Origin of the sequence: Bradyrhizobium australiense, from assembly GCF_013114825.1 — a bacterium.
In the GTDB taxonomy this organism is placed as follows: domain Bacteria; phylum Pseudomonadota; class Alphaproteobacteria; order Rhizobiales; family Xanthobacteraceae; genus Bradyrhizobium; species Bradyrhizobium australiense.
This window is the reverse complement of the sequence record NZ_JAAVLX010000011.1, coordinates 178,198-202,825: the sequence shown is the minus strand read 5'-3', so window position 1 is coordinate 202,825 and position 24,628 is coordinate 178,198. Positions and strand designations below refer to the sequence as shown.

The window sequence follows — 24,628 nt, the reverse complement described above, 5'->3', positions numbered from 1 at the left end:
GCTAACCGCGCTCCCCAGCATTGTTACGGCGTTGCGCGTACCATTCGACGACGAAATCCATCAGGCCCTTCCGCAGGCCGATCGCAAAGAACAGGATCACGATACCCAGCACGAGTCCGTGATATTCGGTCAGCCGGGTGACGGTGTCGTTGAGTATCAGGAGCAGCACGGTGCCGACCATCGGTCCGAGGAATGTGGTCACGCCGCCGAGCATGTTGATGAAGATGCCCTCGCCCGAAATGGTCCAATAGGCGAATTCCGGATAGGCCCCGGAGACGAATAGCGCCATGATGATCCCACCGGTCGAGGCGAACAGTGCTGCGAGCACAAAGATCGTCAGCTTGGCACGCCAGACATCGATGCCGATGAAGCTCGCACGCATCGCGTTGTCGCGGATCATGCGCAGCGTGTAGCCGAACGGCGACTGCGCGATCCGATGCATCAAGTAAAGGCCGATCACCAGCAGCGCGCAGCTCGCGACATAGAGATGCAGTTGGTTCGATAGATCGATTCCCAGGAATGGCGGTCGCGGAATGCCGCCGCGCAATCCCTGATCGCCGCCGGTCAGCGACACCCACGAGAGGATCGTCGAGTGGATCAGCATCTGGAACGCCAGTGTCACGAAGGCGAAGTAGATTTCCTTCAATCGCACGCAGATGGCACCAATGACGAGGGCGACGACAAACGTGATCACGAGCGTTGCAATAAAAGCCACCGGGACGGGAACACCGGTCTTCTGCATCATCAACCCGAAGCCGTAGGCGCCAAGGCCGAAGAACATGCCGTGGCCAAACGAAATCAGGCCGGTGTAACCGACCAGAAGGTTGAGCGACGTCGCGAACAGTCCGTAGGCGGCGCAGCGGATCACGAAGTCGAGCAGCAATTTGCTGCTGAAGACCGTCGGCAACAGCGCAAGCACGACAAACACCGCAAGCGCAATCAGGGCGTCCCGATTACGCTGCGTCTTTGCCTGGGCATGGGGGATTTCGAGTGCCTGCGCGCCCTGATCGGCCTGCAATTCGGTCATGCGACCTCCTTGCCGAACAAGCCGGTCGGCCGCGATACCAGCACGATCACCATGAACAGATACATCAGCCCCTCGGTAAACAGCGGGAAGCCGAGCGATCCGAACGAGCGGATCAGGCCGATCAGGAGCGCACCGATCAATGCACCGAGGATCGAGCCCATGCCGCCGATCACAGTGACGATGAAGGATTCGATCAGCACCGAAAATCCCATGCCGGGCGTCAGCGACCGCACCGGCGCGGCGAGCGCCCCGGCAAGGCCCGCCAGCATGCCGCCGAGCGCGAACACGCCGCCATAGATCAGGCCGGTGTTGATGCCGAGCGCAGATACCATGCCAGGATTATGCGCGGCCGCCCGGATCACTTTTCCGATCCTGGTGCGCGCAAGGCCCAGGCCGAGGATCATGGCCGCTGCCAGCGCGACGCCGATCAGCAGCAGATAGTACGGTGGCACCACGCCGCCGGCGATGAACAGCGGCGCCACCTGGAACGCCGCCGGCATTCCCATCGATTTGAATTCAGGGCCCCAGATCATCCGCACGACATCGTCGAAGATCAGCACGAAGGCGTAGCAGACCAGAAGCTGCATCAGCACATCCGCGCCATACACCCTGCTCATGAACACGCGTTCGAAGATCAGCCCCAGGATCGCCGTGCCCGCCGCGCCGCACAGCATCGCCAGCGCAAAGCTGCCGGAGAGCTGATAGGCCGTCATCGCGAAATAGGCGCCGAACATATAGAACGCGCCGTGGCTGAAATTGACGACCTTCAGCACGCCGAAGATCAGCGTCAGCCCGACGGCAACGAGAAACAGCAACATGCCGATGATGAAGCCGCTGGTGGTTTGCGTCACCAGACAGGCGGAACTGGCGAGACAGCCGGTAAGCGCGTCGAGGTCCAAGGGAACACATCCATTCCAGCGCACCACAGCGGCACGCGAAAATCATTCGGCGGCGAATGGGAGGCAGCTTGCGCCCCCTCCGCCTTGGCCGTCAATCAGGTGTAGCCCTTGCTCTTCTTCCACTCGGCTTCGAGTTCGAAGATCGTCTTCCAGTCGCCCGCCTGGACCTGCGGCACATAGGGCTCCTGCGGGATCGTCGTTCCCCAGCCGATCGCATAGCCGACGAGCGTTTGGTCCTCGGCGCGCATGGTGACGGTGCCGTCGGCGCCGAACGGCGACTTAATCTTGAGGCCGCGCATCGCTTCCGCGATCTTCTTGCCGTCGGCGGAATTCGCCTTCTTCGACGCTTCGGCGAGCAGCATGATCGCCGTCGCATTCTCCCAAGACCAGTTAGTGGGATATTCGTTGTACTTCGCCTTGTAGGCATCGCCCCAGGCGGCATTCTCCGGCGTTGCGGGATAGGTCTTGATGTAGCGGTTGCCGGAATGAATGCCCTTCGGCAGGTTCTTCACTACCGTCAGCGCGGTGTAGTCGGCCATGTTAACCGCAAAAACCTCCATTTGGCTGAACAGCGCGTAGATATTGGCCTGATCGATATAGGATGTGAGGTCGCCGCCCCAGAGGCAGGAATACAGCGCTTGCGGCTTGGCCTGCAGGATCTTTGTCACGACTTCGGTATAATCAGGCTGGAACAGCTTTGGCCAGGACTCGCTGATGATTTCGATGTCGGGCGCGAAGCGCTTCAGATACGTCACGAATTCCCCGGTGGTATCGCGGCCATAGGCGTAATCGGGCGAACAGGTCGCCCACTTCTTCAGACCCTTGGCTTTCGCAATCGCCGCGGCATAGCTGCCGCCGACGATCGAGTCATGGACGCCCTGGCGCGCCGTGCGGAACGCATTGGGAATGTGCTGCTTGGGATCGGCTGATAGCGCCGAGGTTTCCGAATTGGTATGAAGGCAGAGCACGCCGAGGTCGCGCGCCACTTCATGCACCGCGAATGCACCCGACGACGCTTCCGCATCGATCAGGATTTCGCATCCATCTGTATTGACGAGCTCGCGCGCGACGCGGGCGGCTTCCTGCGGCTGTCCCTTTGAATCGCGGATCACCATTTCGATCTGGCGTCCGGCCAGACCGCCCGCAGCGTTGACCTTTTCGATCTCCAGCATCACCGCATTGCGCGACGATGTTCCGAGCTGCGCGACGCGCCCGGAGAGAATGGTCGGCATGCCGATCTTGATAGTCTTGGCTTGCGCGCGCGCCAACCAGGGTGACGCGAATGTTAGGGCACCGGCGCCCATCATCGCCAACGTCGCACGTCGGCTTACGCCCGGTTTGCGGGTTCTCGTCATTGTTTCCTCCCTATGGGGTTGGCGTTCCCAAATCCCTCGCGGAGATCGTGTCGTCTCCGTATGGCCTGAGGATTTCAGAGCAAAGGGGGTGACGTCAAGCCAAATATGAATTACGAGTCATAATTCATCTTTGGAGAAACGACCCCGGCAACCGGCCGTTCGAGCTGAAAATGATCAACCTTTCCAGCTTTATCGCATTCCACGCCCGGCGAACGCCGGACCGCTGTGCGCTGAAATATCGCGGCGAGAATGTCTCCTACGCCGAATTCGATGAGCGCATCCGCCGGGTCGGCGGCTGGCTTGCCGCGCGCGATATCGGCCCTGGAAACGTCGTTGCGGTGCTGATGAAGAACAGCACGGCGTTTCTCGAACTGGTGTTCGCAACCAGCCATATCGGCGCGGTCTTTCTGCCGATCAATTATCGCCTGTCCGCAGACGAAGTCGGCTACATCGTCGGCAATTCCGGAGCGCGCATCCTGATTGCGGACGAAGAACTCGCAGGCATTGCCGCAGGTGGCGCGCCCGTGGTGCTGCTCGACGAGTCAGCGCAATCCACACTCACACGGCTCGCGCCCAACATCGCGCCCGTCCCGATGCAGGTCAGGCAGCCGCGCGACCTGATGCGGCTGATGTACACGTCAGGCACCACGGATCGCCCCAAGGGCGTGATGCTCACTTACGAGAACATGTACTGGAAGTCGGCCGATCAGACGTTGGCTCTAGGATTGAGCGCGGAAACGCGCTTGTTGGTGGTCGGTCCGCTCTATCATGTCGGCGCGCTCGATTTGCCCGGGATCGCTGTGCTCTGGCATGGCGGCCTGCTTTCCATCCACCGCAATTTCGAACCCGAGCAGGCGCTCGCCGCCATCGAAGCCGAGAAGCTCAACGCCGCCTGGTTTGCGCCTGTCATGACGACCGCGATTCTCACCTGCCCCACCCGCGAACGCTACGACGTCTCGAGCCTGCGCTGGGCGATCGGCGGCGGGGAGAAGACGCCGGAAGCGCGCATTCGCGCCTTTTCCGACTATTTCAAAAACGCCCGCTACATCGATGCGTATGGGCTGACGGAGACCTGCGGCGGTGACACTTTTATGGAAGCCGGCCGCGAGATCGAAAAGATCGGCTCGACCGGCCGCGCCATCGCGCACGTTGAAATTGAAATCCGCGATCACGCGGGCAACCGGCTGCCATCAGGCCAGAACGGCGAAATCTGCCTGCGCGGACGGAAGGTCACACAAGGCTATTGGAAGGATCCGGCAAAGACCGCCGCCGCGTTCTTCGGCGATTGGTTCCGCACCGGCGACGTCGGCTATCTCGACGAAGACGGCTTTCTCTATCTGACCGACCGCAAGAAGGACATGATCATCTCAGGCGGCGAGAACATCGCCTCCTCGGAGGTGGAGCGCGTCATCTACGAACTGCCGCAGGTGCGCGAGGTCGCCGTCGTCGGAATGCCGGACGAGCGCTGGGGCGAAAGGCCGGTGGCGGTCGTGGTGCTGGGCAATGGCGCAACGCTGGACTTGCCTGATCTCACCAATCACTGCCGCGCGCGGCTCGCCGGCTTCAAGGTACCGAAGCAACTCATCATCCGCGACAGCCTGCCACGCAACCCTTCCGGCAAGGTTCTCAAGCGCGTGCTGCGCGCCGAACTGGAATCTCAACAATGACGCAATCATCGCACGCCGCATCCGGCAAAGTGGCAAAGCTCAACCGCGTCGAGCGCAACGCCTGGACCAAGCGCAGATTATTCGATGCTGCGACTAAGATCGTCGGCAAGCACGGTTACGCCGAGGCTTCCGTCGCCCGCATCACCGAGGAAGCCGGCGTTGCCCAAGGCACGTTCTACAATCACTTTGAAAACCGCCAGGAATTGCTCGATCAATTACTGCCGAAGATCGGCATCGATATGGTTCATTTCATCCGCGAACGCACGGGGACCGCAGATGCCGCAAGGCAGGAGATCGAGCGCTTTAGCGCCTTCTTCGATTTCATCCGCGAGGTGCCGGAGTTTCTGCGCATCCTCAACGAGGCCGAGTATTTCGCGCCGGTCGGCTACCAGAAGCATCTCGATAATATCGCGACCGCCTATGTGCGCATTCTCCAGCGCGCCCGCACGGCCGGCGCCATCGTGGATTTCAGCGACGAGGAGTTCGAAGCCATTGTTCACATGTTCATGGGTGCGCGCGGCTATCTGAGCCGGCGTTACTCGTACACCGGCGGCGCGGTAACGGCGGCGCCCGACCATGTCATCTCCGCCTACCGAAAACTGGTCACGCGCGGTCTGTTCACACCGGATAAAGGCAACGGCCATGACCGCTGAAGGCACCGTTCTCGTGACCGGCGGCAGCCGCGGCATTGGCGCCGCGACCGCAAGGCTTCTAGCCGGACAGGGCCAGAAGGTCGTTATTGTCGATATCGCGCCCGAACCGCTCGCGGAAACGCAAACCATCTTGTGGCCCGCGCCGTTCGATGTCGCGAGCGAAAGCGCTGTTGTCAGCAGCATCGCCGATATCGAAGCGGCGCATGGCCCGATCACAGGGCTAGTCAATGCGGCAGGCGTTTTTGGCAAGATGCACAAAATCGAACGCGTACGGATGGATCAATGGGACCGCGAGATCAATATCGACCTGCGCGGCACTTTTCTGGTCACCCGGAGCGTCGGCGTGAAGATGGCGGAGCGCCGGCATGGAGCGATCGTCAATGTCGCCTCCGTTGCCGGCATGACCTCGGGCCCGATCCACGCCTATACGGCTGCGAAAGCCGGCGTCATTCAGATCACGCAGACGCTGGCGGCCGAATGGGGGCGCAGCGGCGTCCGCGTCAATGCAGTCTCGCCCGGCTTCACCCGCACGGCGGCACTGGAAGCCGGTATCGCCTCGGGTGCGTTGAACAAGAAATGGCTGGAAAGCCCGACCGCGATGAACCGGCTGGTCGAGCCGATCGAGGTGGCGCATGCCATCGCGTGGCTGCTTTCGCCGCTGAGCAGCGGCGTCACCGGAATCAACTTGCCCGTCGACGCCGGCTATATCGCCGGCACCACCTGGGCGGCCTATGGCGGCATGCCCGAAGCACCAGGCGCGTAAACGAGGACATCAGCATGAATATCGAGCTGCCGCGCAAGAAACTCGATTTGTCATCGGCCATCGCCGAGGGCGATATTCGCGTCCTGCTGATGGTGCTGGTTCACATGACCGGCGACGAGCGCTGGCTGGAACCGCCTTACAAGCCCAAGCGCGACGTCCGTTTGATCCCCGATCCCCAAGCCGGGGTACCGCCGGAAGTCCAGGCCGAGATCCGCTCCGCGGTGCTGAAGCTCTTCGCCAACGGCGAACCCAAGCCTGTTGTCACCGATCCCGGCAATGAGCTGATGCTGAAGATGATGCGCGCGACGCTCGGCGAGAATGTCTCGCCGGAATATGCGCCGCTGATGCGCGAGGAGATGGGCTTCATCCCCCGGGAGGCGCGCTGGACCAAACCGCCATCGGATGAAAAGCTGGCGCAGCAGCATGTGCTGATCGTCGGCCGGTGTTTGCGCCATTGCGCTCGGCGTCGCTCTTGGCCGGCTCGGCATTCCCTACACTATCGTCGAGAAGAACGACGAGCTCGGCGGCACCTGGTACGTCAACCGCTATCCCGGCTGCGGCGTCGATACGCCCAACCATTCGTACTCGTTCTCATTCGGCCCGCGCAATCCATGGACGCGCTATTTCGCCCAGCGCCAGGAATTGCTCGACTATCTCAAGAAAGTCGCGCTCGAATACGACATCCGGAAGCATCTCCGCCTCAACACCGAGCTGACATCGGCGCGCTGGGACGAGAGCAAGCGACGCTGGATATCGACGCTGAAGACCGCCAATGGCGAAGAGATATTTGAATCGACCACGCTGGTCAGCGCGATCGGTCAGCTCAACGACCCCCACCCGGCGCACTTCAGGGGCGAGGAAGATTTCAAGGGAGTGATGCTGCACTCCGCTTTGTGGTCCGACGACATCAAGCTCGACGGCAAGCGCGTCGCCGTGATCGGCACCGGCGCGACTGCCATGCAACTGGTGCCGTCGATCGCGGACCGCGTTGCCTCGGTCACCGTCTATCAGCGGACCGCGCAATGGGCGCGCCCCGTCGCGGGCTACTCCGATCCCATCACCGAGGGCGCGCGTTGGCTGCTCGCGAACCTGCCGTTTTACGTGCAGTGGTACCGTTTCAATATGTTCTGGCGCTATGGCGACGGCCTGCTGCCGTTCCTGCGCAAGGATCCGGACTGGCCGCATCCCGAGCGGGCCGTCAACAAGGGCAATGACAGGCATCGCGAGGAGCTGACCAATTTCATCCTCTCGGAATTGAAGGACCGCCCAGACCTGATCGAAAAATGCGTGCCGACCTATCCGCCCTATGGCAAGCGCATCCTGCTCGACAACAACTGGTTCAAGACCCTGACCAAGCCGAATGTCGAACTGGTCACTGACAGCATCGACCATTTCGCGCAGGATGGCATCGTGGCCTCCGATGGAAAATTGCGGCCCGCGGATATCGTCGTCATCTCGACCGGCTTCAAGGTCACCGAAATGGCCGCCCGCCTTAACATCACAGGCCGCGAGGGAAAAAATCTGAAGACGGCCTGGGCCAACGACAATCCGACCGCCTATCTCGGCCTCACGGTGCCCGACTTTCCCAATCTCTTCGTGATGCTCGGGCCCAATTCAGGTCCCGCGCATGGCGGCAGCGTGATCTTCCAGTCGGAATGCCAGAGCCGCTACATCTCGGCTTGCCTTGTTGAAATGATCGAGCAAGGCATCGCTGCGATCGACGTTCGCCCGGAACCGCACGATGAATACGTCAGACAAGTTGATGCCGAGCATGCGCAGTTGATTTGGACTCACCCAGGCATGACCACCTATTACCGCAACAGCCAGGGCCGGGTGTTTTCGGCGATGCCGTGGCGGTTCGTGGATTACTGGGCGATGACCCACGATCCTGATTTACAGCATTACCGCCACACGAAGGCCCAGACCAATGTTCGAGGGAACCCGGTGTATGTGTAACTTGACACCTGGCTCCATCTGCCGCAGCATTTCGCATGCTGCACCTGCCGGAGTCGCGGAGTATGGGCTCCCCATTTCGCAGGCATTGGCGCCCCGGTTATATGATCGAGACGACACGCAGCGGAAGCGGACATATCGTCCGTTGGCCAACTCTTGGAGAGGAGCATGACGCCACCGGGTCAGACCGGTGACCTTGCTCAGCGCAAGGTCCAGGCGCGGTCGAGGTCATAAGCAGCTGCCAGCCTCATTGCGCCTTCAACAATTCGAACCTATCCGCAGGACTGGAGCGCAAAGGCCACGCGCACGCCGGATCCTGAGACCATACTGGTGTCTACCAGAAATCCTTCGCCTATAACGAAGATGTAGGGCCCCGCGATGCTCAAATGCACCGGGGCCCATTCGTTTTTGGAACGTCAAAGCCGCGTCACGTGGTTCCATGCTCGGTTCGGATCGCGGATACTGATCCGATCGAAAAGGACAAGCCATGGATAGACCGCGCGTAAGAATCTACACCGATTACAAAAGCCCCTATGCGTTCGTCGCCAACAAACGCCTGTTCGAGCTCGAGCAGATTTACGGCGTCGAACTCGAATGGCTGCCCTACACGCTGCGCATTCCCGAGTTCATGGGAACGGTAGAGGAGCGCACGCCGCATTTCTGGCGCAAGGTGCGCTACGCCTATATGGACGCGCGCCGCTATGCCAACGCGCAAGGCCTCGTCATGAAGGGGCCGCGGCGCATCTATGATGCGTTCTATTCCAGCGCCGGCATGCTGTTCGCCCAACGTCATGGTCTGTTCCGCCCCTATCACGATACGGTGTTCCGACGGTTCTGGAGCCACGATCTTGAAATCGACGAGCTGTCGGAGATTTCCGGCGTGATCGCGTCGATCGGCGGGTCGTCAGAAGAATTCGAAGCCTACGTCCACGGCCCCGCGCGGGCAGAACACGACCGCATCATCGACGAGGCGGAAGCGCTCGGGGTGTTCGGCGTGCCGACCATGGTCTTCAACGGCGAATTATTCTGGGGCGGCGATCGCATCGACATGCTGATCGAGCGCATCCAGAATCCGGAATCGATTGCGACAGCGCTGGGCAGTCGGCATCGGACATGAACGCAACTGCTTGTGTGCCTAGCCGCTGGCCAAGTACTGCCAACACCCGGTGCGTTCAAGCAGCGACCGCAACGCTGTCCTGTTTTGCTCATCCAACGCCGCGAACTTGTCGCGAAGCTGCTGCAGGCACTTCACCTGATATTTGAATGGCGCGAGCACATACGGTAGGCCCCAAACGTTCATCTCCAGCCGTTCAAGTCCTTTTGCGAAGGCCTCGGCGTTAGCGACCAGGAATGGCAGATAAAGCTCGCCGGCGATCTTCAGTAACGCCTCGGCCATGCCGCCGAGCGCCCGTTCGCGCGGATACCATTTCCCCTCCACGCCGGAGGCATCGTCCAACCGCCGTACCCAGTGATCGGTGAATGGCGCCTTCGCGCGGATGATCCGCATCGGCGTAGGGTCCGTCGCCATTTCGCTAAGCTGCCCGAACCAGGCAAAGTCGGCGAGCGAGGGCCTGCTGCCGAACAGATAATTGGTCATGCCGACATGCGGCTCGAACGCCGCCAATATCCGCAGGTAGCTCTCTTCCAAGAGCGGCTTGTTTTCCGCGGTGGCGCCGAGAATGACCATGCGCGAAATCTGCCGCTGCCGGAATTGCTCGATCTCCTCCGAACTGCCGGCCTCGGCCTCCGACACCGACCACTCCTCGCCCGCCCAGCGCGAGACATAGGCTTGATCTTCCGGATCCCACCAGCGATAGAGAAACAGCGACTTCACCGTCCATTCGTCGGCGAGGTCTTCCAGGAGATCGCACACGAATGCGACAGCTCGGTCACCGGGAATTACGGACCGGCCCTTGTGACGGCTCTCCAGGTCATAAGCCAGCGTCGTGGTCTCGCCGCGGTAGGTACCATCAGGATATTGCAGTACCGGAATCAGGTTAGGACGCAAATGCTCGGTCGCCTTGCGGAGCGCTTTGGTCATGATGACCCAGTCAAACGGAATTCTGCGATAGCGCAGCAGCGCGCGCAGTTTGATGGCGTAGGGCGACGCGGTCGAGCCGATCAGCCGGTAGCGTCCTTCGGTCATGGCACTCACCTCATCTGCTGCCATAGCGTATTCGATTTTCACCCGCCAGACCTGCAATAACGCCTGCGGTGTTCGCCTTGCCGCACAGCGAAATGCAGCTATCCTGCCGGCCAATGATCGGAGTCAGCGGGCCTGATAATTCCTTTCCGCGGAGAAACGCCATGAATCCTCCCGTCAGCTCCCCCGCCGTCAAGGTCGTCAAATCAGTCCGCGAGCAGGTGAGCGCGGAGGAATGGCAGGCACGGGTCGATCTCGCGGCCTGCTACCGTCTTACGGCAATGTATAGCATGACCGAAATGATCGCCAACCACATCTCCTGCCGCGTGCCGGGGACAACTGACCAGTTCCTGATCAACCCGTACGGAATGCTCTACGAGGAAATCGACGCGTCCAGCCTGATCAAGGTCGATGTCGAAGGCAACACGCTGTTCAACGCGTCCGACTATGACGTCAACGTCGCCGGCTTCGTCATTCACAGCGCCATCCACATGGCCAAACACGATATCGACTGTGTGGCGCATACGCATACACCGGCGGGCATGGCCGTCTCGGCGATGGAATGCGGATTGCTGCCGCTGGCGCAGACCTCGATGCGCTTTCTCCACATCGCCTATCACGATTTCGAAGGCATCGCCGACAATGTCGATGAGCGCGAGCGGCTGGTGAGAGACCTCGGCGACAATAAAGCCATGATCCTGCGCAACCACGGCCTGCTCGTCGTCGGTCGTACTGTGCCGGCAGCGTTCAACGCATTGTTCCGGCTTGAGCGTGCCTGCCAGGTGCAGGTCATGGCGCTGTCCTGCAATACCAAGCTGATCTATCCGCCGCAGAACATTCTCGAAGACACCTATGAGCGGATGCTGCCGAAGCCGGGTCGCGCTTCCCGCAACGGCGACCTCGCCTGGCCGGCGCTGCTGCGCAAGCTGGATCGCACCGATCCGTCTTATCGGAACTAGGCTTCGCCGGCTGGCCCCGCGCGTCAACTTTGGCGCAGCCTGCCTGTAATTTGATCGCACATATCGTCGCTAAATCGCCGATGCTGATATCGGCGTAGCGACAGGTGCGTGCCGATGAAGAGATTCATTCGCGTCGTTGAATTGTGGGTGCCCGACCGTACCCGCTCGCGCCTGGAATTCGGTGGCTGCCTTTGCAGCGACGAGTATTCGGAGTTCAAGGCTGTCAGCGAGAACGCGCTGTTCGCCTTTGACGAAGGGCTGCCCGGCAAAGCCTGGGCCTCCGGCCATCCGGTCATCCTCACCGAATTTGCAAATTCCTATTTCAAGCGCACGGACGAGGCGATCGAAGCCGGATTGACCTGCGGCGTGGCGCTGCCGGTTTTTGCCGGCGAATTCCTGATGGCCGTGATGGTGCTGTTTTGCGGCGCCGACGAAAAGCACGTCGGCGCGATCGAGCTCTGGCACAACGATCCCGAGAAATCCTACGAGATGGGCCTCGTCGATGGATATACGGCACCACCGACATGTTCGAATTCAATTCACGGCATACAAAATTCCCACGCGGGTTCGGCTCGCCCGGCCGTGCCTGGAAGGCGGGCATGCCGCTCATTGTCAAGGACCTGCACAACGCCAGAAGTTTCCTCCGTAGGGAGGAAGCGAGCGAAATCGGAATCAATTGCGGCGTCGGCATTCCCTATACGACTCCGCCGAATCAGACCTGGGTCATGACCTTCCTGTCCGCGCAGGCAACGCCGATCGCCAGACGTTTTGAGATCTGGGTGCCGGATCACTCGCGAACGGAACTGGTGTTTCAGTCCGGCGATTGCAGCAAGAATGCCGATCTGGCCTCGCTTTATGCGTCGAAGACGATACGCAAGGGCGAAGGCAGCATCGGCGGCGGCTGGGCGACGGGCATGCCTGCCATCAACGAATATCTGAAGGTCGATGATTCGATTGCGGCGCAATTGGCGCACGCAGCCTGCATGAACCAGATCGTCGTTCTTCCCGTGATCGACAACACGCTGCTCAAGGCCGTCTTGGCCTGGTATCTCTGAAGGCACGTTTGAACTCAGACCGCCGCATGCGGGAGAATTCATCAAGCCGAGGCCTTTCGCAACGTTCGGAAAAACTCCCGCACCTCCCGCACGAACAGCTCCGGCTGCTCGAAAGCCGCGAAGTGACCGCCCTTTGGCATTTCGCTCCAGTGCTGGATATTCGTGTAGCTCGCTTCCATCCACTTTCGCACCGGCGTGACGATCTCCTTGGGAAAGGCGGCAACGCCGGTCGGCACCGTTACTTTGTGAGCCATGCGGCGCTTCGGCCCAAAGCTTTCCCAGTACAAGCGCGCCGATGAAGCAGCCGTGGCGGTGACCCAGTACAGCATGACATTGTCGAGCAGTTCGTCGCGGCCGAGGATGTTTTCGGGGTGTCCGTCGCAGTCGGTCCACGCCCAGAATTTTTCCAGGATCCATGCCGCCTGCCCGCTCGGCGAATCCGTCAAGGCGTAACCAAGCGTCTGCGGTCGGGTCGACTGCTGCTTGGAATAGCCGGAGTCCCAGTCGGCGTAATACTGGATGCCCTTCAACGCGCGCGCTTCCTCAGGCGTCGGTTCGCCTTCCACATTGGGGCGGATCGACATTGCAAGCGTGATGTGGATGCCGGCACAATGTTCGGGGTCTTGCGCGCCGAGCGCGGTGGTGATTGCCGATCCCCAATCGCCGCCCTGCGCGCCGTATCGCGCGTATCCGAGACGATCCATCAGCACCGCCCAGCTCGATGCAATGCGATCGACGCCCCAGCCGGTCGTTTTCGGCTTCTCTGAAAATCCGAAGCCCGGCAGCGACGGGCAAACGACATGAAACGCGTCGGCAGCGTTGCCGCCGTGCGCGGCCGGATCGGTCAACGGCTCGATTACCTTGTGAAACTCGACGACCGAGCCCGGCCAGCCATGCGTGACGATCAGCGGCATCGCGTCCGGATGCGGCGAACGGAGATGCAGAAAATGAATGTCGAGTCCATCGATCTCGGTGGTGAACTGCGCAAAGCGATTGAGCCGCGCTTCGCGCTGGCGCCAGTCGTACTCTTCGGCCCAGTAGCGGCAGATATCCTTGATCCACTTCAGCGGCGCGCCCTGGCTCCAGTCGTCGACCAGTTCGGCCTCCGGCCAGCGCGTGTTGCGCAGCCGCAGTTTGAGATCGTCGAGAACATCGTCGGCGATGGAAATGCGACAGGGTTTGATTTCAGCGGCCATAGGGATTGACGATGTTTTACCAGGCGCCTGCCGGCAATATCAAGACACATGGAGGATGCCACGCCCTGAAAGCAACCTTCGGGGCTTGCTCGACAGTATTCTTTTCTTCTCCTTTTTGCCGCTTTCGACGCTCGTCTTCCTCCCGCATGCATTTCGATAGTTTCCGGTCGCGGTATCCATCTGGCGCAGAGCAGCTTGGCCGCGCTGGCCAGAACCGCGGGGTCACCGATGCGCAAAATTCAAAAAAGTGCTTTGCCACGAGCTGGCCGGTCGAAGTCTCCTTGCCAAGCCTGCTTCACAGCCGATTAGCGGCAATAGACCAATTCGCCGAGAACTGCCTCATACTGTTCTGCTCAGCTAATCGTTTTCGCCTCACCGATAGCCATGTTTAGGGGTCAACAACTCCGTTCATCTAGGAAGATGATGGCTTGGGCAGTCGCAGCCTTCGGCTTGGCGGCCAAGCGAGCATGATCCGATACCAATACATGGCTTGCGGCACCTAAAACAATACGGCTATCGTGAACCGGCGTGTCGAAGAAGTAGGAGAAAACAATGCGAAGTCTTCGTTTGAGTTTGTGTGCAACGGCGCTTTGCGCGACTAGTATAGCGCTGGTTAATTCTGCCGAGGCTCGGCATGTTCGCAGCGACTACGCCACCATTGCTGTTGTTTGCGGACCCGTGCTGCCTTCCCCTGTCGGACCCTATATTTATCCCGTCGCAAATTGGGAGCCATTCTTTCGCCGCCACCTGTACCGTTATGGACCTATTGCGACATGCGAAGCGAGAACAGAGGCGCCAAGCGCAATCTCAGTACGCTACTGAGAGCTTTCGCCTCCATAAGCTCGCTTACTGCGATATCATTTGTGCGGCTGGCCAGGTGGTCTTCCCCCGAGAATGTGGACTGGGCAGTCTGCCTTGCGGCTCATCGATGCGGTGAGGTCGGCGGCTGCAGGGCCGCACGGTAGACAGGCGCGGCGTAGTGCACGCCGCAATCGGAATGATGAATCAATCCGGCCTGTGGCCGTTGCTGCTGTTGGCTTGCCACGGTCAGCGCGGAGGAGGCGAGTTCGACCAACATCTGATCCCGCATCGCCCAACCGACGATCTTGCGGCTGAAGAGGTCCATGACCGCAGCCAGGTGCAGCCTGCCCTCCGCCGTCGGGATGTAGGTGATATCGGCAAGCCAAACCCGGTTCGGGACTGCGGCGGTGAAGTCGCGCGCGACCAGACTGTCGGTGCTGCGGACCCGACCTGGCGACGGCATGATCGCCCGAATGCCATGCCGGCGCATCAGTCGCTCGATCCGGTCACGGCTGGGCCCAGTTCTCTGTGCCGCAGAGCAGCATGGACCCGGGGACTGCCAGAGCGCCGGCTGCTGTCCTGATGGATCTGCCAGATATGCGGAGCCGTTCCTTCTCCCGGCGCAGCCGTGCGACTTCGAAGCCCGGTCCGCCGACATCAGCGCCGCCTGCGCGGTGGGGCCACACCGCCTATCGCCGTTTGCTCGGGATACCCACACAAGTCGTTGTACCATCCGTTTCGCGAGCGGCCGTGCTGCACGGCTTAGCGGGAACGACCTTCGTGGAAACTCCGTCCGCTGCAGGCGTCACCAGTCCGGTAGCCGGAGCTGGCGGGCTCTCGGCCACGCCGCGAACTCCAGCTGGGGCGGTCGAGGGCTGGGTCTGGCCTGTGACCGGTGGAGAGCCCGCTTGGCCGGAAACATCATTGCTGTTGGTGCCGGGCGGATTGCCAACCCCCGTGAAGCCCCCGATCACACCACCCGTGGTTGGCGGATTGGCCGCAGGTGAGTTTGCAATCGCCGGATTGTACCCTGGATTAGGTCCTGGTCCTGGAGGTGCGGCAGCGCTGTTCGTAGCAGGGTTGTTAGCCGGGGCTCCTCCACCGACCGCCCCAGCGGGTGTCCCGCCCCCGACCGGTCCGGCTGGGGCACCGCCTCCGACGGCTGCTCCGCCCGAAACAGCCGATGTGCCCACTCCGCCACGTCCCCCGCCAGCCCCGGCCGCACCTGCACCGGCAGCGCCGGAACCTGTGGCGCCGGCACTTCCACCTGCGGCCGCACCCTGGCCCCAGGCCGTTCCGAACGGGAGTGAGGCGATACAGGCGGCCAATATGAGTGAACGAGGAAAACGCATCTCAGGCTCCCTTTGGCTGAATTAACAACGGGAGCTCAAGCGGCTTTGTTCCAGATTTACGGCGACTACCGCGTGCGGTCTTTTTGTTGCTACACTCCACGAAAGAGCACGTTGGTTTCGGATGTGGGATAGCTCCTATGTTCGCGGGATTTGACCATCACGAGGTAGGGTAGCCACGGTACTAGGGTTTGCAGTTGCGGCGGTTAGTTCTGCGACAATCCTCGCTGCGTCCTGGTAGCTGCTGGAGCGGCAGTATGGGGATATTCATAGGTGGCTCGCTACTGAACGGGCTCTCTTGCGGTACAATATGCCGCGCTAGTCGATTGCCGCCCCTCGGGTGAAGGAGACATTTTGACGGGTACTAAGCCAGTGCAACCTGTGTAATGAGGACCACAAGATCGTCCGCGCGCTGCCAGCAGAGGCTACAGAATGGCAGATCGACAATACCTTCAATGCAGCCTACGAGCTGTTGCGTGACCCCGCTTCGAACGAGGTTTAAGCCCGCACGGGAATACGTTCGGAAGTGGAGTGTTCGTGATCAGGTGCCCTTGATTGTCATCTGATCGAAGACAAACGTTCGAAAAGGGAGGCCAGCCGATTCAATCTAAGCCCCCAGCGGAGTTGGTTGCTCACCCAGCAGAGATCTGTGGCATGCTCCCGCCGGCGCGGTTTTGTTAAGTCGATTGAAGCTCCGCCTGGATTTCTACCCGCATGTGGAGCGCCGCGGTGAGCCGCTTCGCCACTTCAGCCATGGGGCCAGCTTCACAACGCATTAGGCACCGCGTGGATACAAGGCGGAGTTCACGGTAAGGTTGATCGGTTAAGTTAATTCGCGACGATCGTTGGCGGCGTAGTATTTGTGCGTCATCATCGACACAATGGTGTTTCCAAGCAGGATCCCATGGGATTGTACTCCATTTGGCGACTTTGTCTTACAATGAGTGCGCGAATGCCCATCCATCCCGCCTTTCAGCTGATCTGCGTCAATTGCAACGCGCTCGGAATCATCCTGGATTATGTGGAGAATGCCCCGTCCTCTACCCAGGTCAGATGTCGTCATTGTGGAGCTCCACGCGGAACACTTGGAGACCTGCGCAACCTCGCTCAGTCCGACCGGCATGATCTCTATGAGGCAATGGAGCAACACTGACCGGTTATAGCTGTTGAGTTTTCGCGCAATTTGTTTCTCAACATCAGCATTCAGCATTCAGCATGGAGTTGCCGCCCCGCAAAGAGGGTCCAACGGTTAAACTCGCGAACAGTTGTCTAAATGGAGTCTACTGGGCGGGGACCGGTGAGTCTAAGGATGACTCGGGCGATCGAGTGCGGCGCAGAGCCGATGGCACCCACCTGACAGCTCACAGGCGATCGCAATATCGGCATCTCGAGAGGACCCAGACCGGCGCATATAGGATTGCGTCGAAGAACGCATGCGTCCACTCCGAAAACCGCAGTGTGGCCACGTCCCACTACATTTCAAATCGAACATTCCCCAAGCGCTAAGATACCTTTCAATGCACTCCTCCTATCAGACCCGACTTGGGCTGCCTCAGAAGAAAGCTGATTTATTAATAGCGAGGCACTCTCTAAATCCAATCAAATAACTTTTTAAATCGCCTGGAGTATGATTTAATGCCGAAGATTGATCGCCGCACGGGCCTACAAACTATTAGCCCAATGAATCAACCGCTTTGGCGAGCTGGGCACCTTTTACTGCAAGACTGAGGTCGAACGGACGGGTTTCGGTCTTACGATGCCTTGCTTGATGTGGCCGCCGAAATTCAAAGGCACTTCCACATCGAACGCCGTTGCTGTTCCGGAATACATCCGCGGCCTTGTTGAACCTATGCGGGCTGGCGGTGTAGCGCTCTGCGCGGCCGAGCAAGCCAGGGAGGAAGTGGGCATGGAAGTTGTCGGCTTGATTAATTGGACCATCCAAAAAGCCCAAGGTTTGAAAGCCAAACCGAGCGATCACGACCGCGGACCTTCTCTCGAATGGTTGCTCTCAATCCTTGAACCCGAACCCGCGGCTTCAACCAAGCTGGAAGGGCATCCAAACGACAGTATTGCCAATTCACGAAACACTCCCGTCGCCGCTGGAGAACCTATACAACGCCCATCTTGCGAAGTCGTACCTTCGGACAATATGTCCGGCATTCCCTCTGCTGCGCCAGAAGCACTCGCGGCGAGTCCGGAGGCTCAGAATGACGGATCAAAATCGAACCTTCTAACGGCAATTCTAGAGCCACACATCCACACTGCCCCCGAAAATCGAGATCGAGCGATTGCACTTCGGTGGGTGCTGAGGGACATCAAGAGCAACCGCGCAAAGCTATCGCCCATCAGTCCGGAAGATTTGCGCGCACTGATCGAGTTAGACCTTGTCGAAACGCGTGATGATGCGGTCGTGCTCACCACTGCAGGTGCATCCGCGGTTCTTTGATCATTCTGCCGGAGCTCACCATGCCAACTTCCCGAGTTCGAGTCCGCTCCCCCGCCAGACACCGACTGATGCGCAATTTTTTGACGCTCTCAAAAATGCGATCTGGCTCGTCGACAGCGGCTCGGCCGAAGGGCGGAGAAAAAAGCGCTTTTCAGAAATTTCCCCCACGATCCGTCGACGACATGCTTGTGGCAAGCAAGAATCGGCCCTCCCGAGCACAGCTTCTGTCGAAAAAGGTCAAGAAGCTCTCCAATGCCAACTTAGGTCGTTCGATAAAATTCAGGCAGCTGCCCACGAGAGACCCTACAGGGAGGTCAGAATCAAGCTGCGCGCCCCGCAAGAGTCCCTTTCACGTTCGTGCACTGCGGGCGCATCGTAGGGTCGCGCAACCAGGCCGATCGCAGCTGCATGGCGGCAAGAAGCATGGTCCTTCCGTCGAGAAACCTGCTACAGCACTGAACGACGTGATCGCCAAGAGTTTGGAGATCATCGATCAAGTCATGCTAGAGGCCCAGCAGTTTACGCAAAGGCCAACCGAAGTGAGTTCACAGGGCAGCGCATCTAAGCAGCCAGTGCCTATTGAGCCAGCATTCGAAATTATTTGCCGGCCGGCTCAGCCAATTGGAATTGCGGATGCAGTCAAGAGTCCATCTTGGTTTAGAGGGTCGGTTCAATCCTGTGCACCAGTGGTCGACGTGACGGATGCGATGCTGAAGAAAACGCGATCGGATCAAGTTCGAATTACTGCACCTAAGCTCGAACTAGCGATCGCAGAAGCGGCAAAGAGGGCCGGGCCGAGTTGCGCGGAATTCGTTGGCGTGGTCGTCCAGCACGTGAAACCGAAATCACCCTTTGATCCAAACTGGACGCTGCGGGGGGTCAAGTTCGGCAGATCTGACCGAACGGCCGTCAATAAGGCATTGAAAACTATCCTCGAGCGTATGCAGCGGGAGTTCAGGCTGTCCGATGAGTGACTATCGCGCTGCTCATCGCTCGCTCTTGGCGCAGTGATTGTCCGCCGGTCAGCAGAGCTCACCTTCAAATGTCACATCCGGCCGGTACTCCGCCCGCCACGCGGTGGGGACGGTTACACAAGCGTGATCAAACATGGTGTTCTGAAGAACCCGAGTCTGCACCTGGATCTATTCGGTCCGGCTGTACCAAATCTGAAGCAATTCGAATTTCATGGGCGAGACCAATTCCCGCTATTAAGCGGGCTGAGTTAAATACAGGAAACCTTGCCGCAGGGACAGTACTGCAGTCGTCGCATGGTGGCAGCAGATTGGAGATCACGCAGCTGAGCGAGGCGCAACTGCCGTCGGATAGACCGACGCAATTCACATAAGATGAAGTGGCCAATCCGGTTGAGCGGTGCTGGTCCCCAGGCGACCGATTGCGGATCTAGGTGTGCTAACGGCGCTTTTTTCGTATCTGCTCAGTCCAAGAGCTGGTACCCATGCTGCAGCTCATTCAGACAATTCGAGAGCGCGGCAGAGCACTTGGTGCGGTCGGCATTTCCATATCTTACACCTTTGACAGCCCAACCTGCTTCACCAGGTGAATTCGAAATAATTTTCTCGACGATTACGCCCACGAAGGATTTGCACTCCGAATGGCTGGTCCTGACAGCCTCAGCCAACACCTGTTCCAAATCAGCGCGAGAAATCCTCTTGCGGCTCACACCCGATCGATTGGAGCCGGCAGGACTCGAGCCAGAGGGCGGATCCTTTTGGGCTGGCTCCTCCAGAGCTTGAAACCGATCCTGCTCCCCCAACGCGTCTTTTTGAACACGCAGATTCCTTGCCGCCGGCCTCCCTTGATTGTCGTAGATCTCAAAGTAGACTTTCTGACCTTTCCGCAACTTCTTAAGGCCTGCCATTCTCACCGTTGAAGCGTGCACGAAGACGTCCTCTCCTCCAGATTCTTGCTGGATGAAGCCGTAGCGCTTCGCAGGATGAAATAACCGTACGAAACCCGTAGCCATGCTCCCTGCCCCCAATCAACTTGCGCAGCAGCGCTGCTTTCCGCAGAACCCCAGGCGCAATGAAATTCGCAGGCATGCTGCCGGAAACGGATATGCCGGCGCACTTGAAAAACGATGTCCATGATCGTGGCGATTCGAGCGCGCTTCCGCTCTTTTGCGCTCGCCGAACCGCGGTGGGATTCTGAACTTCAAGAAATTCGAATTCGACATCGCCAACCAACTAATTGAGTTATTAATGTTTTTCCTAATTGTCACCAATCGTAAACCATAGCCTGAGTGCAACGATGTTACGCGATCGCCCGCCAGGGTGGAACTCCCAAAATCTAATGTGTTGCCTTTCAATCAATTCGGAGGCGCCGCTTCATGTCAGAACCTGGCGATGCTGGTATTCAGCGTCCGCTGCGGTAGTGAACCTCCGATCAAGCCGCGCGCACGGCACAGTCGCTTTAGCTGGAGCGTGTGCAATCCAATCGTACTCTTCGCCCTAGCCATTGCCCTCGCCCCGGCGATCGGCACATCCATCTGGGGGAATGTTATGGGGCATGTGGCTCCTTGTCCGATAGACAGGTCAGCTCAAGACTCGATTAGCTTCGGCGATGGCGCAGATGACGTGATAAAAAGACGAAGCTGGTATCGACTCGACCAGCAACTGATTGTCGCAATCAAATTGATCGTACCAGCCCCCGCGAACCGAATGTTGCAGGTAATGCTTGTCCAATCGTGCAAGAGCTACGATTGCTTGATCAGCTGCGCCCTGCTCTCCTGCTTCGGCTTGTGCAATCCAGGCTTTGGCAATCTCCGTCTGAGGCCAAAGCCGGCGAGTGAACTTTCGAACCTTCCCCTCGGCATCGCCCTCGTCAAGCAGACAACCCGTCTCGTCGCGATAACGCAATGCCGAAGCGAGTAACTGAGAGCGATGCTCGCCTGTCGGACATCCCGTTATCCGCTCGAAGCCTTTAAGCAGCCACACCCATTCCGCCTGATGTCCCGGCTCAACGACGCTAGGCTCTATTTTCAGCCAATCCTCTTCAAAATACTCTCCCAAAATCTGACGCTGCCGATCATACAATTTCGCTACGAAGATTCTGAAAAGATCACTAGCACAACTCTTAAAGACAGCATCGCCCGTGGCGTCAAACGTCGCGATCATCGCCTCCAATAAATGCATTTGAGGGTTTTGCCGGCGCGGCAAGGCAGGCGGGATTCCCTCAATAAATCCGCCATGCGGAGATCGCAGGTGAGAATCAAGAAATTCCCAAAGCAATCTTATCTCCTCCTGAACTGACGCATCTCCCGTCAACTGGTAAACGGTGGCCAGGGCCAACAGAATGAATGCATGGTCGTAGGAATCCCGCAACGGATTAATGGTCGATCCGTTCCGGTCGATCAGGTGCACGAAGCCTGGCTGGCCATCAGGCCCCTTGGCTTTCGCGAGAAGATATTCAAGGCCCTCCATCGCGATCTTGCGACCTTCGGGATACCAGCCGAGCTGGGCGGCCTTGGCGTAGCTATATATCTGGCGCGCTTGTACGCGAATCCGACGAGGGGCGACGTAGTCCGCATTCCCTTGATGATCGAGCCGCTCTACAAAGCCGCCCCTGGATGCATCCCACCCCTCGCGCCACCACAAGGGCAAGGCATGATTGATCATCAAAGCCTTCAGCTCTTTTACAATATCGACGCTATCGCAGGCGTGTTGGACGGCTTGCCCGCTATTCATTCGATCCTCCACTGTGCTGCACAGGCGCGTTTCCCGAGCCTTGGGACGACAGGATTCTTGCGTCCTCCGCGTCGGGCGATCCACCCATTTAAGGTCCCTTTTCAACAATCAATCCCTTCGCCCGCGGTCTTCGCCGTCGGTCCAGGTACCGCATCAAGGGGCGTTCGATCGCCGCGTAGATCATCATCCCCAGCGCCCAGGCGGCTCCAAGGAAGACGATTCTCGCGCCCGACACCCCGAGTGCCGGGAACAATCGAAGCCCGCGCAGAATGCTCGTCACCAACGCAAGGGTGAACAAATGGGACACGAACACCGAATAGGATGCATCGCCCAGCTTGCTGAGAAAGCGACATTCTGGCCAACCCAACTGCTTCTCGATAGAGACACATACGAATAGCAATGCCGCGTCGGCCACACCCCAAGAAAATGCCCGCTCGGCGCCCTCTGAAACGTTATGCAGAACACCTGCTACAAAGATCGACGCACCGGCGAGAAACACTGCGACGATGACCCACGGCGCCTCGTTTCTTGCAAAAAATAGCCAAGCAACGATCATTCCCAGCACGAAATCCAGCGCCACTGTCGCACCGTAGAAATTCAGCAGGTGACTCTTGTCTCCGAACAAAGCCCTCAATACCACTAATGCACAAAGTACGGCGCTCACCCAAAAGACGCGCTTTCCGGTCGACAAGAATAACAGTGAGCCAAACAAAAGATAGAAGAATGCAAAATGGTTTAGCACCCAACCCGGAAACAGAAAGGGTCGGTCTATTCCAAGAACCGGATGGGGATACGGAATGAAAGCTAGTGAGAGCAGAAAATGCCAAAAATCGCCCTTCGTCGTCAGCAGATGGCTAGGTGCGATCAGAAGCACGACCAGCATGAGAGACGTGAATAGCCAGTAGAGGGGAGCGATGCGAACGAAGCGGCGGTACAAGAATGCACCGAACGTGTCTTTCCGATTGTGGCTTGTATAGACCAGAATGAAGCCGCCGATAACAAAGAACAGGTCTGTGCCTGCGGCACCAAAACCCAGCGAGTGCTGGTGAATCCCGTCCGTCAACCGCGTGATCTGCAATTCTGTATGATAGAGCACGATGAAAGAAGCAGCGACGACGCGCAGATGTTGCAGGCTTTGAAGCGTACGGCCAACATGGACAAGCTCGATTCTTTCGGGGCTATCAATAGCCGGCCTGCTCTTAGCAGACACATCGGTACTCATTATGCGCTTCCTAATACAATGAAGCCTGCTGCAATTACTAATGCTCTTCCCAGAATTACTTTGGTCGATCATTCAGCGAGTCGGCCTTCTGCCTGCTCGCCCCCAAAATCAAATCATTGGATCGCTTCGCGGACGAGCGAGGCCTCCAGTGCGAGCCGCGCCGCAGTTTCAAGGCGCGCAAACGGAACGTCGGCACGGATCGCCATGTCCAGAAGACTGTGCCGACCGTCTGCAAGGTTCAGGAACCATAAGAGATCCATCTGTGTGGCCCCGCCGGCCTCGCGTTGCCCCGCGATGGCCCTGTAAAGCCCACGCCGTCCGAGCTGAGGTTCGCCCCGACCGTCCACACGTTCAAACGTGCGATTCTGATCAAGAACATCCAAGATCGACTCGATCAGGGCGTAGGATTGGTCAAGAGCTTCCGGCTTTACGAAATCAAGGTTGTCGGCTGAAGTGTGATATTCGGGAAACGTCCCATGCACCCCTCTCATGAGACAACCAACCGGCAGATTAAAACCCGGAGAACAGAATTGCCGCTCGTCATATCCATAGGGGCTGAACGGCATGACTTCATACTGGTGGCCGGAATGTCGCAAGACATGCGACACAGCTCGATCAATGGTGGCTTCGCTGCGGCTCTCCTTGTAGTGAAATCCGCTGGAGTCGCCCAGGCAGGTCAGAACAAGGCCATGCCGGATCCTGTCGAGTCTCGACTGATTACGATCCAGCCATGTGATGGCGCCGATGGTGGCCGGAAGAAAGAGAAAACGATATCCTAACCGACGGGTTCTTTGGGCCTGCCGCATCGCAAGGGCGGTCATCACCGCAATACCCGAAAGATTGTCATTGGCGAGACTTGGATGGCATATATGGCAGGTGACAAGCACTTCCTCAGCCGTGTGCCCGGCCAGAAACAATTCACCATAAGTCAGCGATCCCGACGATAGCTCACTGTCGATTTCGACGCGATAATGCTCATCGGTCATGGTCTGCCAAAGCTTGTGGGAAAGGCAGAAGCCCCAGTCGTTGGCAAAATATCCGGTGCGGTACGGGATGAGGTCGGGCTGGTCAGGCAATGTATGAACATGCTGCGCAAGCTCGACACGACTTATTACGCCTTGCACCGGCTTGCTGTAACCCAAAACGTGAAGATTGTTGTCGGCGAAGTCGACCAGACGACGCCCGGACAGGGTAGAGATCGAGGCACTGCGGATATTCCACTCCATGGGCACGGTCCAGTCGAGCACCGCAGTCCCAGTCGCAACCTCACTGATCTTCAAATCGATATGACGAGCGACGAGACCAAGCGTCTCGCGAACTCCAGCGCCTGTAAGACTGCGATTGATCGGAAACAGCTCCGTGACCAAACCATAGAGGTCGATCGCGGGCTTTCGATCCGACACTGATGATTCAGGTCTATCCAGCATCCTGCTTCC

The 24,628-nt window shown here is 58.9% G+C and carries 21 protein-coding genes and 1 pseudogene; 11 read left to right on the top strand and 11 right to left on the bottom strand.

Annotation, left to right across the window (positions count from 1 at the left end; translation table 11 throughout):
- Window position 1: 1 nt before the first annotated feature.
- From HCN58_RS29840 to HCN58_RS29830, 3 genes are all read right to left on the bottom strand, one after another.
- Window positions 2-1,027, bottom strand: a complete 1,026-nt coding sequence (locus tag HCN58_RS29840) for a branched-chain amino acid ABC transporter permease (protein WP_171582929.1) — start codon at window positions 1,025-1,027, stop codon at window positions 2-4.
- Complete coding sequence (locus tag HCN58_RS29835) at window positions 1,024-1,926, bottom strand: branched-chain amino acid ABC transporter permease (RefSeq protein WP_171582928.1); 903 nt, start codon at window positions 1,924-1,926, stop codon at window positions 1,024-1,026. Before HCN58_RS29835 ends, HCN58_RS29840 begins: the two co-directional genes overlap by 4 nt.
- Before the next feature lie 95 nt (window positions 1,927-2,021).
- Window positions 2,022-3,281, bottom strand: coding sequence for an ABC transporter substrate-binding protein (locus tag HCN58_RS29830; RefSeq protein WP_171582927.1), 1,260 nt, complete (start codon window positions 3,279-3,281; stop codon window positions 2,022-2,024).
- Between the two features lie 170 nt (window positions 3,282-3,451).
- Between HCN58_RS29830 and HCN58_RS29825 the strand changes: the two genes are divergently transcribed.
- The 5 genes from HCN58_RS29825 (at window position 3,452) to HCN58_RS29805 (ending at window position 9,434) form a co-directional block, all read left to right on the top strand.
- Entirely contained in the window at window positions 3,452-4,948 is a 1,497-nt protein-coding gene (locus tag HCN58_RS29825; protein WP_171582926.1) for an AMP-binding protein, read from the top strand.
- Complete coding sequence (locus tag HCN58_RS29820; protein WP_171582925.1) at window positions 4,945-5,601, top strand: TetR/AcrR family transcriptional regulator; 657 nt, start codon at window positions 4,945-4,947, stop codon at window positions 5,599-5,601. Before HCN58_RS29825 ends, HCN58_RS29820 begins: the two co-directional genes overlap by 4 nt.
- The gene (locus HCN58_RS29815; RefSeq protein WP_171582924.1) at window positions 5,591-6,364 is read left to right on the top strand and encodes an SDR family NAD(P)-dependent oxidoreductase; all 774 of its coding nucleotides are present in this window, start codon (window positions 5,591-5,593) and stop codon (window positions 6,362-6,364) included. The genes HCN58_RS29820 and HCN58_RS29815 overlap by 11 nt, the downstream gene beginning before the upstream one ends.
- A 453-nt stretch (window positions 6,365-6,817) precedes the next feature.
- A complete protein-coding gene (locus HCN58_RS29810; protein WP_311966901.1) occupies window positions 6,818-8,320 on the top strand; it encodes a flavin-containing monooxygenase in 1,503 nt (500 codons plus the stop codon).
- 484 nt (window positions 8,321-8,804) lie between these two features.
- A complete protein-coding gene (locus HCN58_RS29805; RefSeq protein WP_171582923.1) occupies window positions 8,805-9,434 on the top strand; it encodes a 2-hydroxychromene-2-carboxylate isomerase in 630 nt (209 codons plus the stop codon).
- 18 nt (window positions 9,435-9,452) lie between these two features.
- Here HCN58_RS29805 and HCN58_RS29800 read toward each other — a convergent pair whose 3' ends face one another.
- Window positions 9,453-10,463 carry a glutathione S-transferase N-terminal domain-containing protein gene (locus HCN58_RS29800; RefSeq protein WP_171582922.1) on the bottom strand — a complete coding sequence of 337 codons (1,011 nt, stop codon included), beginning with the start codon at window positions 10,461-10,463 and terminating at the stop codon, window positions 9,453-9,455.
- 10 nt (window positions 10,464-10,473) lie between these two features.
- Window positions 10,474-10,626 (bottom strand): hypothetical protein, encoded by a 153-nt coding sequence (locus HCN58_RS29795; protein ID WP_171582921.1) that lies wholly within the window; start codon window positions 10,624-10,626, stop codon window positions 10,474-10,476.
- Between HCN58_RS29795 and HCN58_RS29790 the strand changes: the two genes are divergently transcribed.
- The 3 genes and pseudogenes from HCN58_RS29790 (at window position 10,625) to HCN58_RS36240 (ending at window position 12,474) form a co-directional block, all read left to right on the top strand.
- Window positions 10,625-11,419: a class II aldolase/adducin family protein gene (locus HCN58_RS29790; protein WP_171582920.1), complete on the top strand. Its 795-nt coding sequence runs from the start codon at window positions 10,625-10,627 to the stop codon at window positions 11,417-11,419. The two genes, HCN58_RS29795 and HCN58_RS29790, sit on opposite strands and share 2 nt — an antisense overlap.
- 114 nt (window positions 11,420-11,533) lie before the next feature.
- A pseudogene (locus tag HCN58_RS37550) lies at window positions 11,534-11,782 on the top strand (GAF domain-containing protein); the annotation flags it as partial.
- Window positions 11,783-12,018: 236 nt separating this feature from the next.
- Window positions 12,019-12,474, top strand: a complete 456-nt coding sequence (locus HCN58_RS36240; RefSeq protein WP_235984002.1) for a hypothetical protein — start codon at window positions 12,019-12,021, stop codon at window positions 12,472-12,474.
- 41 nt (window positions 12,475-12,515) lie between these two features.
- Here HCN58_RS36240 and HCN58_RS29780 read toward each other — a convergent pair whose 3' ends face one another.
- Window positions 12,516-13,670 (bottom strand): epoxide hydrolase family protein, encoded by a 1,155-nt coding sequence (locus tag HCN58_RS29780; protein ID WP_171582919.1) that lies wholly within the window; start codon window positions 13,668-13,670, stop codon window positions 12,516-12,518.
- An 11-nt stretch (window positions 13,671-13,681) separates the two neighbouring features.
- Here HCN58_RS29780 and HCN58_RS29775 point away from each other — a divergent pair, with 11 nt between their 5' ends.
- Window positions 13,682-14,062 carry a hypothetical protein gene (locus HCN58_RS29775; RefSeq protein ID WP_171582918.1) on the top strand — a complete coding sequence of 127 codons (381 nt, stop codon included), beginning with the start codon at window positions 13,682-13,684 and terminating at the stop codon, window positions 14,060-14,062.
- A gap of 530 nt (window positions 14,063-14,592) precedes the next feature.
- Here HCN58_RS29775 and HCN58_RS29770 read toward each other — a convergent pair.
- The gene (locus HCN58_RS29770; protein ID WP_171582917.1) at window positions 14,593-14,961 is read right to left on the bottom strand and encodes a DDE-type integrase/transposase/recombinase; all 369 of its coding nucleotides are present in this window, start codon (window positions 14,959-14,961) and stop codon (window positions 14,593-14,595) included.
- Between the two features lie 2,765 nt (window positions 14,962-17,726).
- Here HCN58_RS29770 and HCN58_RS35365 point away from each other — a divergent pair.
- Together HCN58_RS35365 and HCN58_RS29760 are read left to right on the top strand one after the other, a co-directional pair.
- Window positions 17,727-18,266: a hypothetical protein gene (locus tag HCN58_RS35365; protein ID WP_210266229.1), complete on the top strand. Its 540-nt coding sequence runs from the start codon at window positions 17,727-17,729 to the stop codon at window positions 18,264-18,266.
- A 68-nt stretch (window positions 18,267-18,334) separates the two neighbouring features.
- The gene (locus tag HCN58_RS29760; protein ID WP_171582916.1) at window positions 18,335-19,240 is read left to right on the top strand and encodes a hypothetical protein; all 906 of its coding nucleotides are present in this window, start codon (window positions 18,335-18,337) and stop codon (window positions 19,238-19,240) included.
- Window positions 19,241-19,701: 461 nt separating this feature from the next.
- On the opposite strand, the gene HCN58_RS37545 is transcribed toward HCN58_RS29760, so the two are convergent.
- The 4 genes from HCN58_RS37545 to HCN58_RS29740 form a co-directional block, all read right to left on the bottom strand.
- Window positions 19,702-20,250 carry a cold-shock protein gene (locus HCN58_RS37545; protein WP_171582915.1) on the bottom strand — a complete coding sequence of 183 codons (549 nt, stop codon included), beginning with the start codon at window positions 20,248-20,250 and terminating at the stop codon, window positions 19,702-19,704.
- Between the two features lie 568 nt (window positions 20,251-20,818).
- Complete coding sequence (locus HCN58_RS29750; protein WP_171582914.1) at window positions 20,819-21,970, bottom strand: AGE family epimerase/isomerase; 1,152 nt, start codon at window positions 21,968-21,970, stop codon at window positions 20,819-20,821.
- Between the two features lie 88 nt (window positions 21,971-22,058).
- On the bottom strand, window positions 22,059-23,192 hold the full coding sequence (locus HCN58_RS29745; RefSeq protein WP_171582913.1) for an acyltransferase family protein: 1,134 nt from the start codon (window positions 23,190-23,192) through the stop codon (window positions 22,059-22,061).
- Window positions 23,193-23,305: 113 nt separating this feature from the next.
- The gene (locus HCN58_RS29740) at window positions 23,306-24,619 is read right to left on the bottom strand and encodes a DUF4910 domain-containing protein (protein ID WP_171582912.1); all 1,314 of its coding nucleotides are present in this window, start codon (window positions 24,617-24,619) and stop codon (window positions 23,306-23,308) included.
- Between the last annotated feature and the right edge of the window lie 9 nt (window positions 24,620-24,628).

Coding starts and splice junctions, on each gene's coding strand:
- HCN58_RS29840 (WP_171582929.1), bottom strand. CDS start 1,027: ATGACCGAATTGCAGGCCGATCAGGGCGCGCAGGCACTCGAAATCCCC.
- HCN58_RS29830 (WP_171582927.1), bottom strand. CDS start 3,281: ATGACGAGAACCCGCAAACCGGGCGTAAGCCGACGTGCGACGTTGGCG.
- HCN58_RS29825 (WP_171582926.1), top strand. CDS start 3,452: ATGATCAACCTTTCCAGCTTTATCGCATTCCACGCCCGGCGAACGCCG.
- HCN58_RS29820 (WP_171582925.1), top strand. CDS start 4,945: ATGACGCAATCATCGCACGCCGCATCCGGCAAAGTGGCAAAGCTCAAC.
- HCN58_RS29815 (WP_171582924.1), top strand. CDS start 5,591: ATGACCGCTGAAGGCACCGTTCTCGTGACCGGCGGCAGCCGCGGCATT.
- HCN58_RS29805 (WP_171582923.1), top strand. CDS start 8,805: ATGGATAGACCGCGCGTAAGAATCTACACCGATTACAAAAGCCCCTAT.
- HCN58_RS29800 (WP_171582922.1), bottom strand. CDS start 10,463: ATGACCGAAGGACGCTACCGGCTGATCGGCTCGACCGCGTCGCCCTAC.
- HCN58_RS29790 (WP_171582920.1), top strand. CDS start 10,625: ATGAATCCTCCCGTCAGCTCCCCCGCCGTCAAGGTCGTCAAATCAGTC.
- HCN58_RS29795 (WP_171582921.1), bottom strand. CDS start 10,626: ATGGCGTTTCTCCGCGGAAAGGAATTATCAGGCCCGCTGACTCCGATC.
- HCN58_RS36240 (WP_235984002.1), top strand. CDS start 12,019: ATGCCGCTCATTGTCAAGGACCTGCACAACGCCAGAAGTTTCCTCCGT.
- HCN58_RS29780 (WP_171582919.1), bottom strand. CDS start 13,670: ATGGCCGCTGAAATCAAACCCTGTCGCATTTCCATCGCCGACGATGTT.
- HCN58_RS29775 (WP_171582918.1), top strand. CDS start 13,682: ATGTTTTACCAGGCGCCTGCCGGCAATATCAAGACACATGGAGGATGC.
- HCN58_RS29770 (WP_171582917.1), bottom strand. CDS start 14,961: ATGCGCCGGCATGGCATTCGGGCGATCATGCCGTCGCCAGGTCGGGTC.
- HCN58_RS35365 (WP_210266229.1), top strand. CDS start 17,727: ATGGAAGTTGTCGGCTTGATTAATTGGACCATCCAAAAAGCCCAAGGT.
- HCN58_RS29760 (WP_171582916.1), top strand. CDS start 18,335: ATGCGCAATTTTTTGACGCTCTCAAAAATGCGATCTGGCTCGTCGACA.
- HCN58_RS37545 (WP_171582915.1), bottom strand. CDS start 20,250: ATGGCTACGGGTTTCGTACGGTTATTTCATCCTGCGAAGCGCTACGGC.
- HCN58_RS29750 (WP_171582914.1), bottom strand. CDS start 21,970: ATGAATAGCGGGCAAGCCGTCCAACACGCCTGCGATAGCGTCGATATT.
- HCN58_RS29745 (WP_171582913.1), bottom strand. CDS start 23,192: ATGAGTACCGATGTGTCTGCTAAGAGCAGGCCGGCTATTGATAGCCCC.
- HCN58_RS29740 (WP_171582912.1), bottom strand. CDS start 24,619: ATGCTGGATAGACCTGAATCATCAGTGTCGGATCGAAAGCCCGCGATC.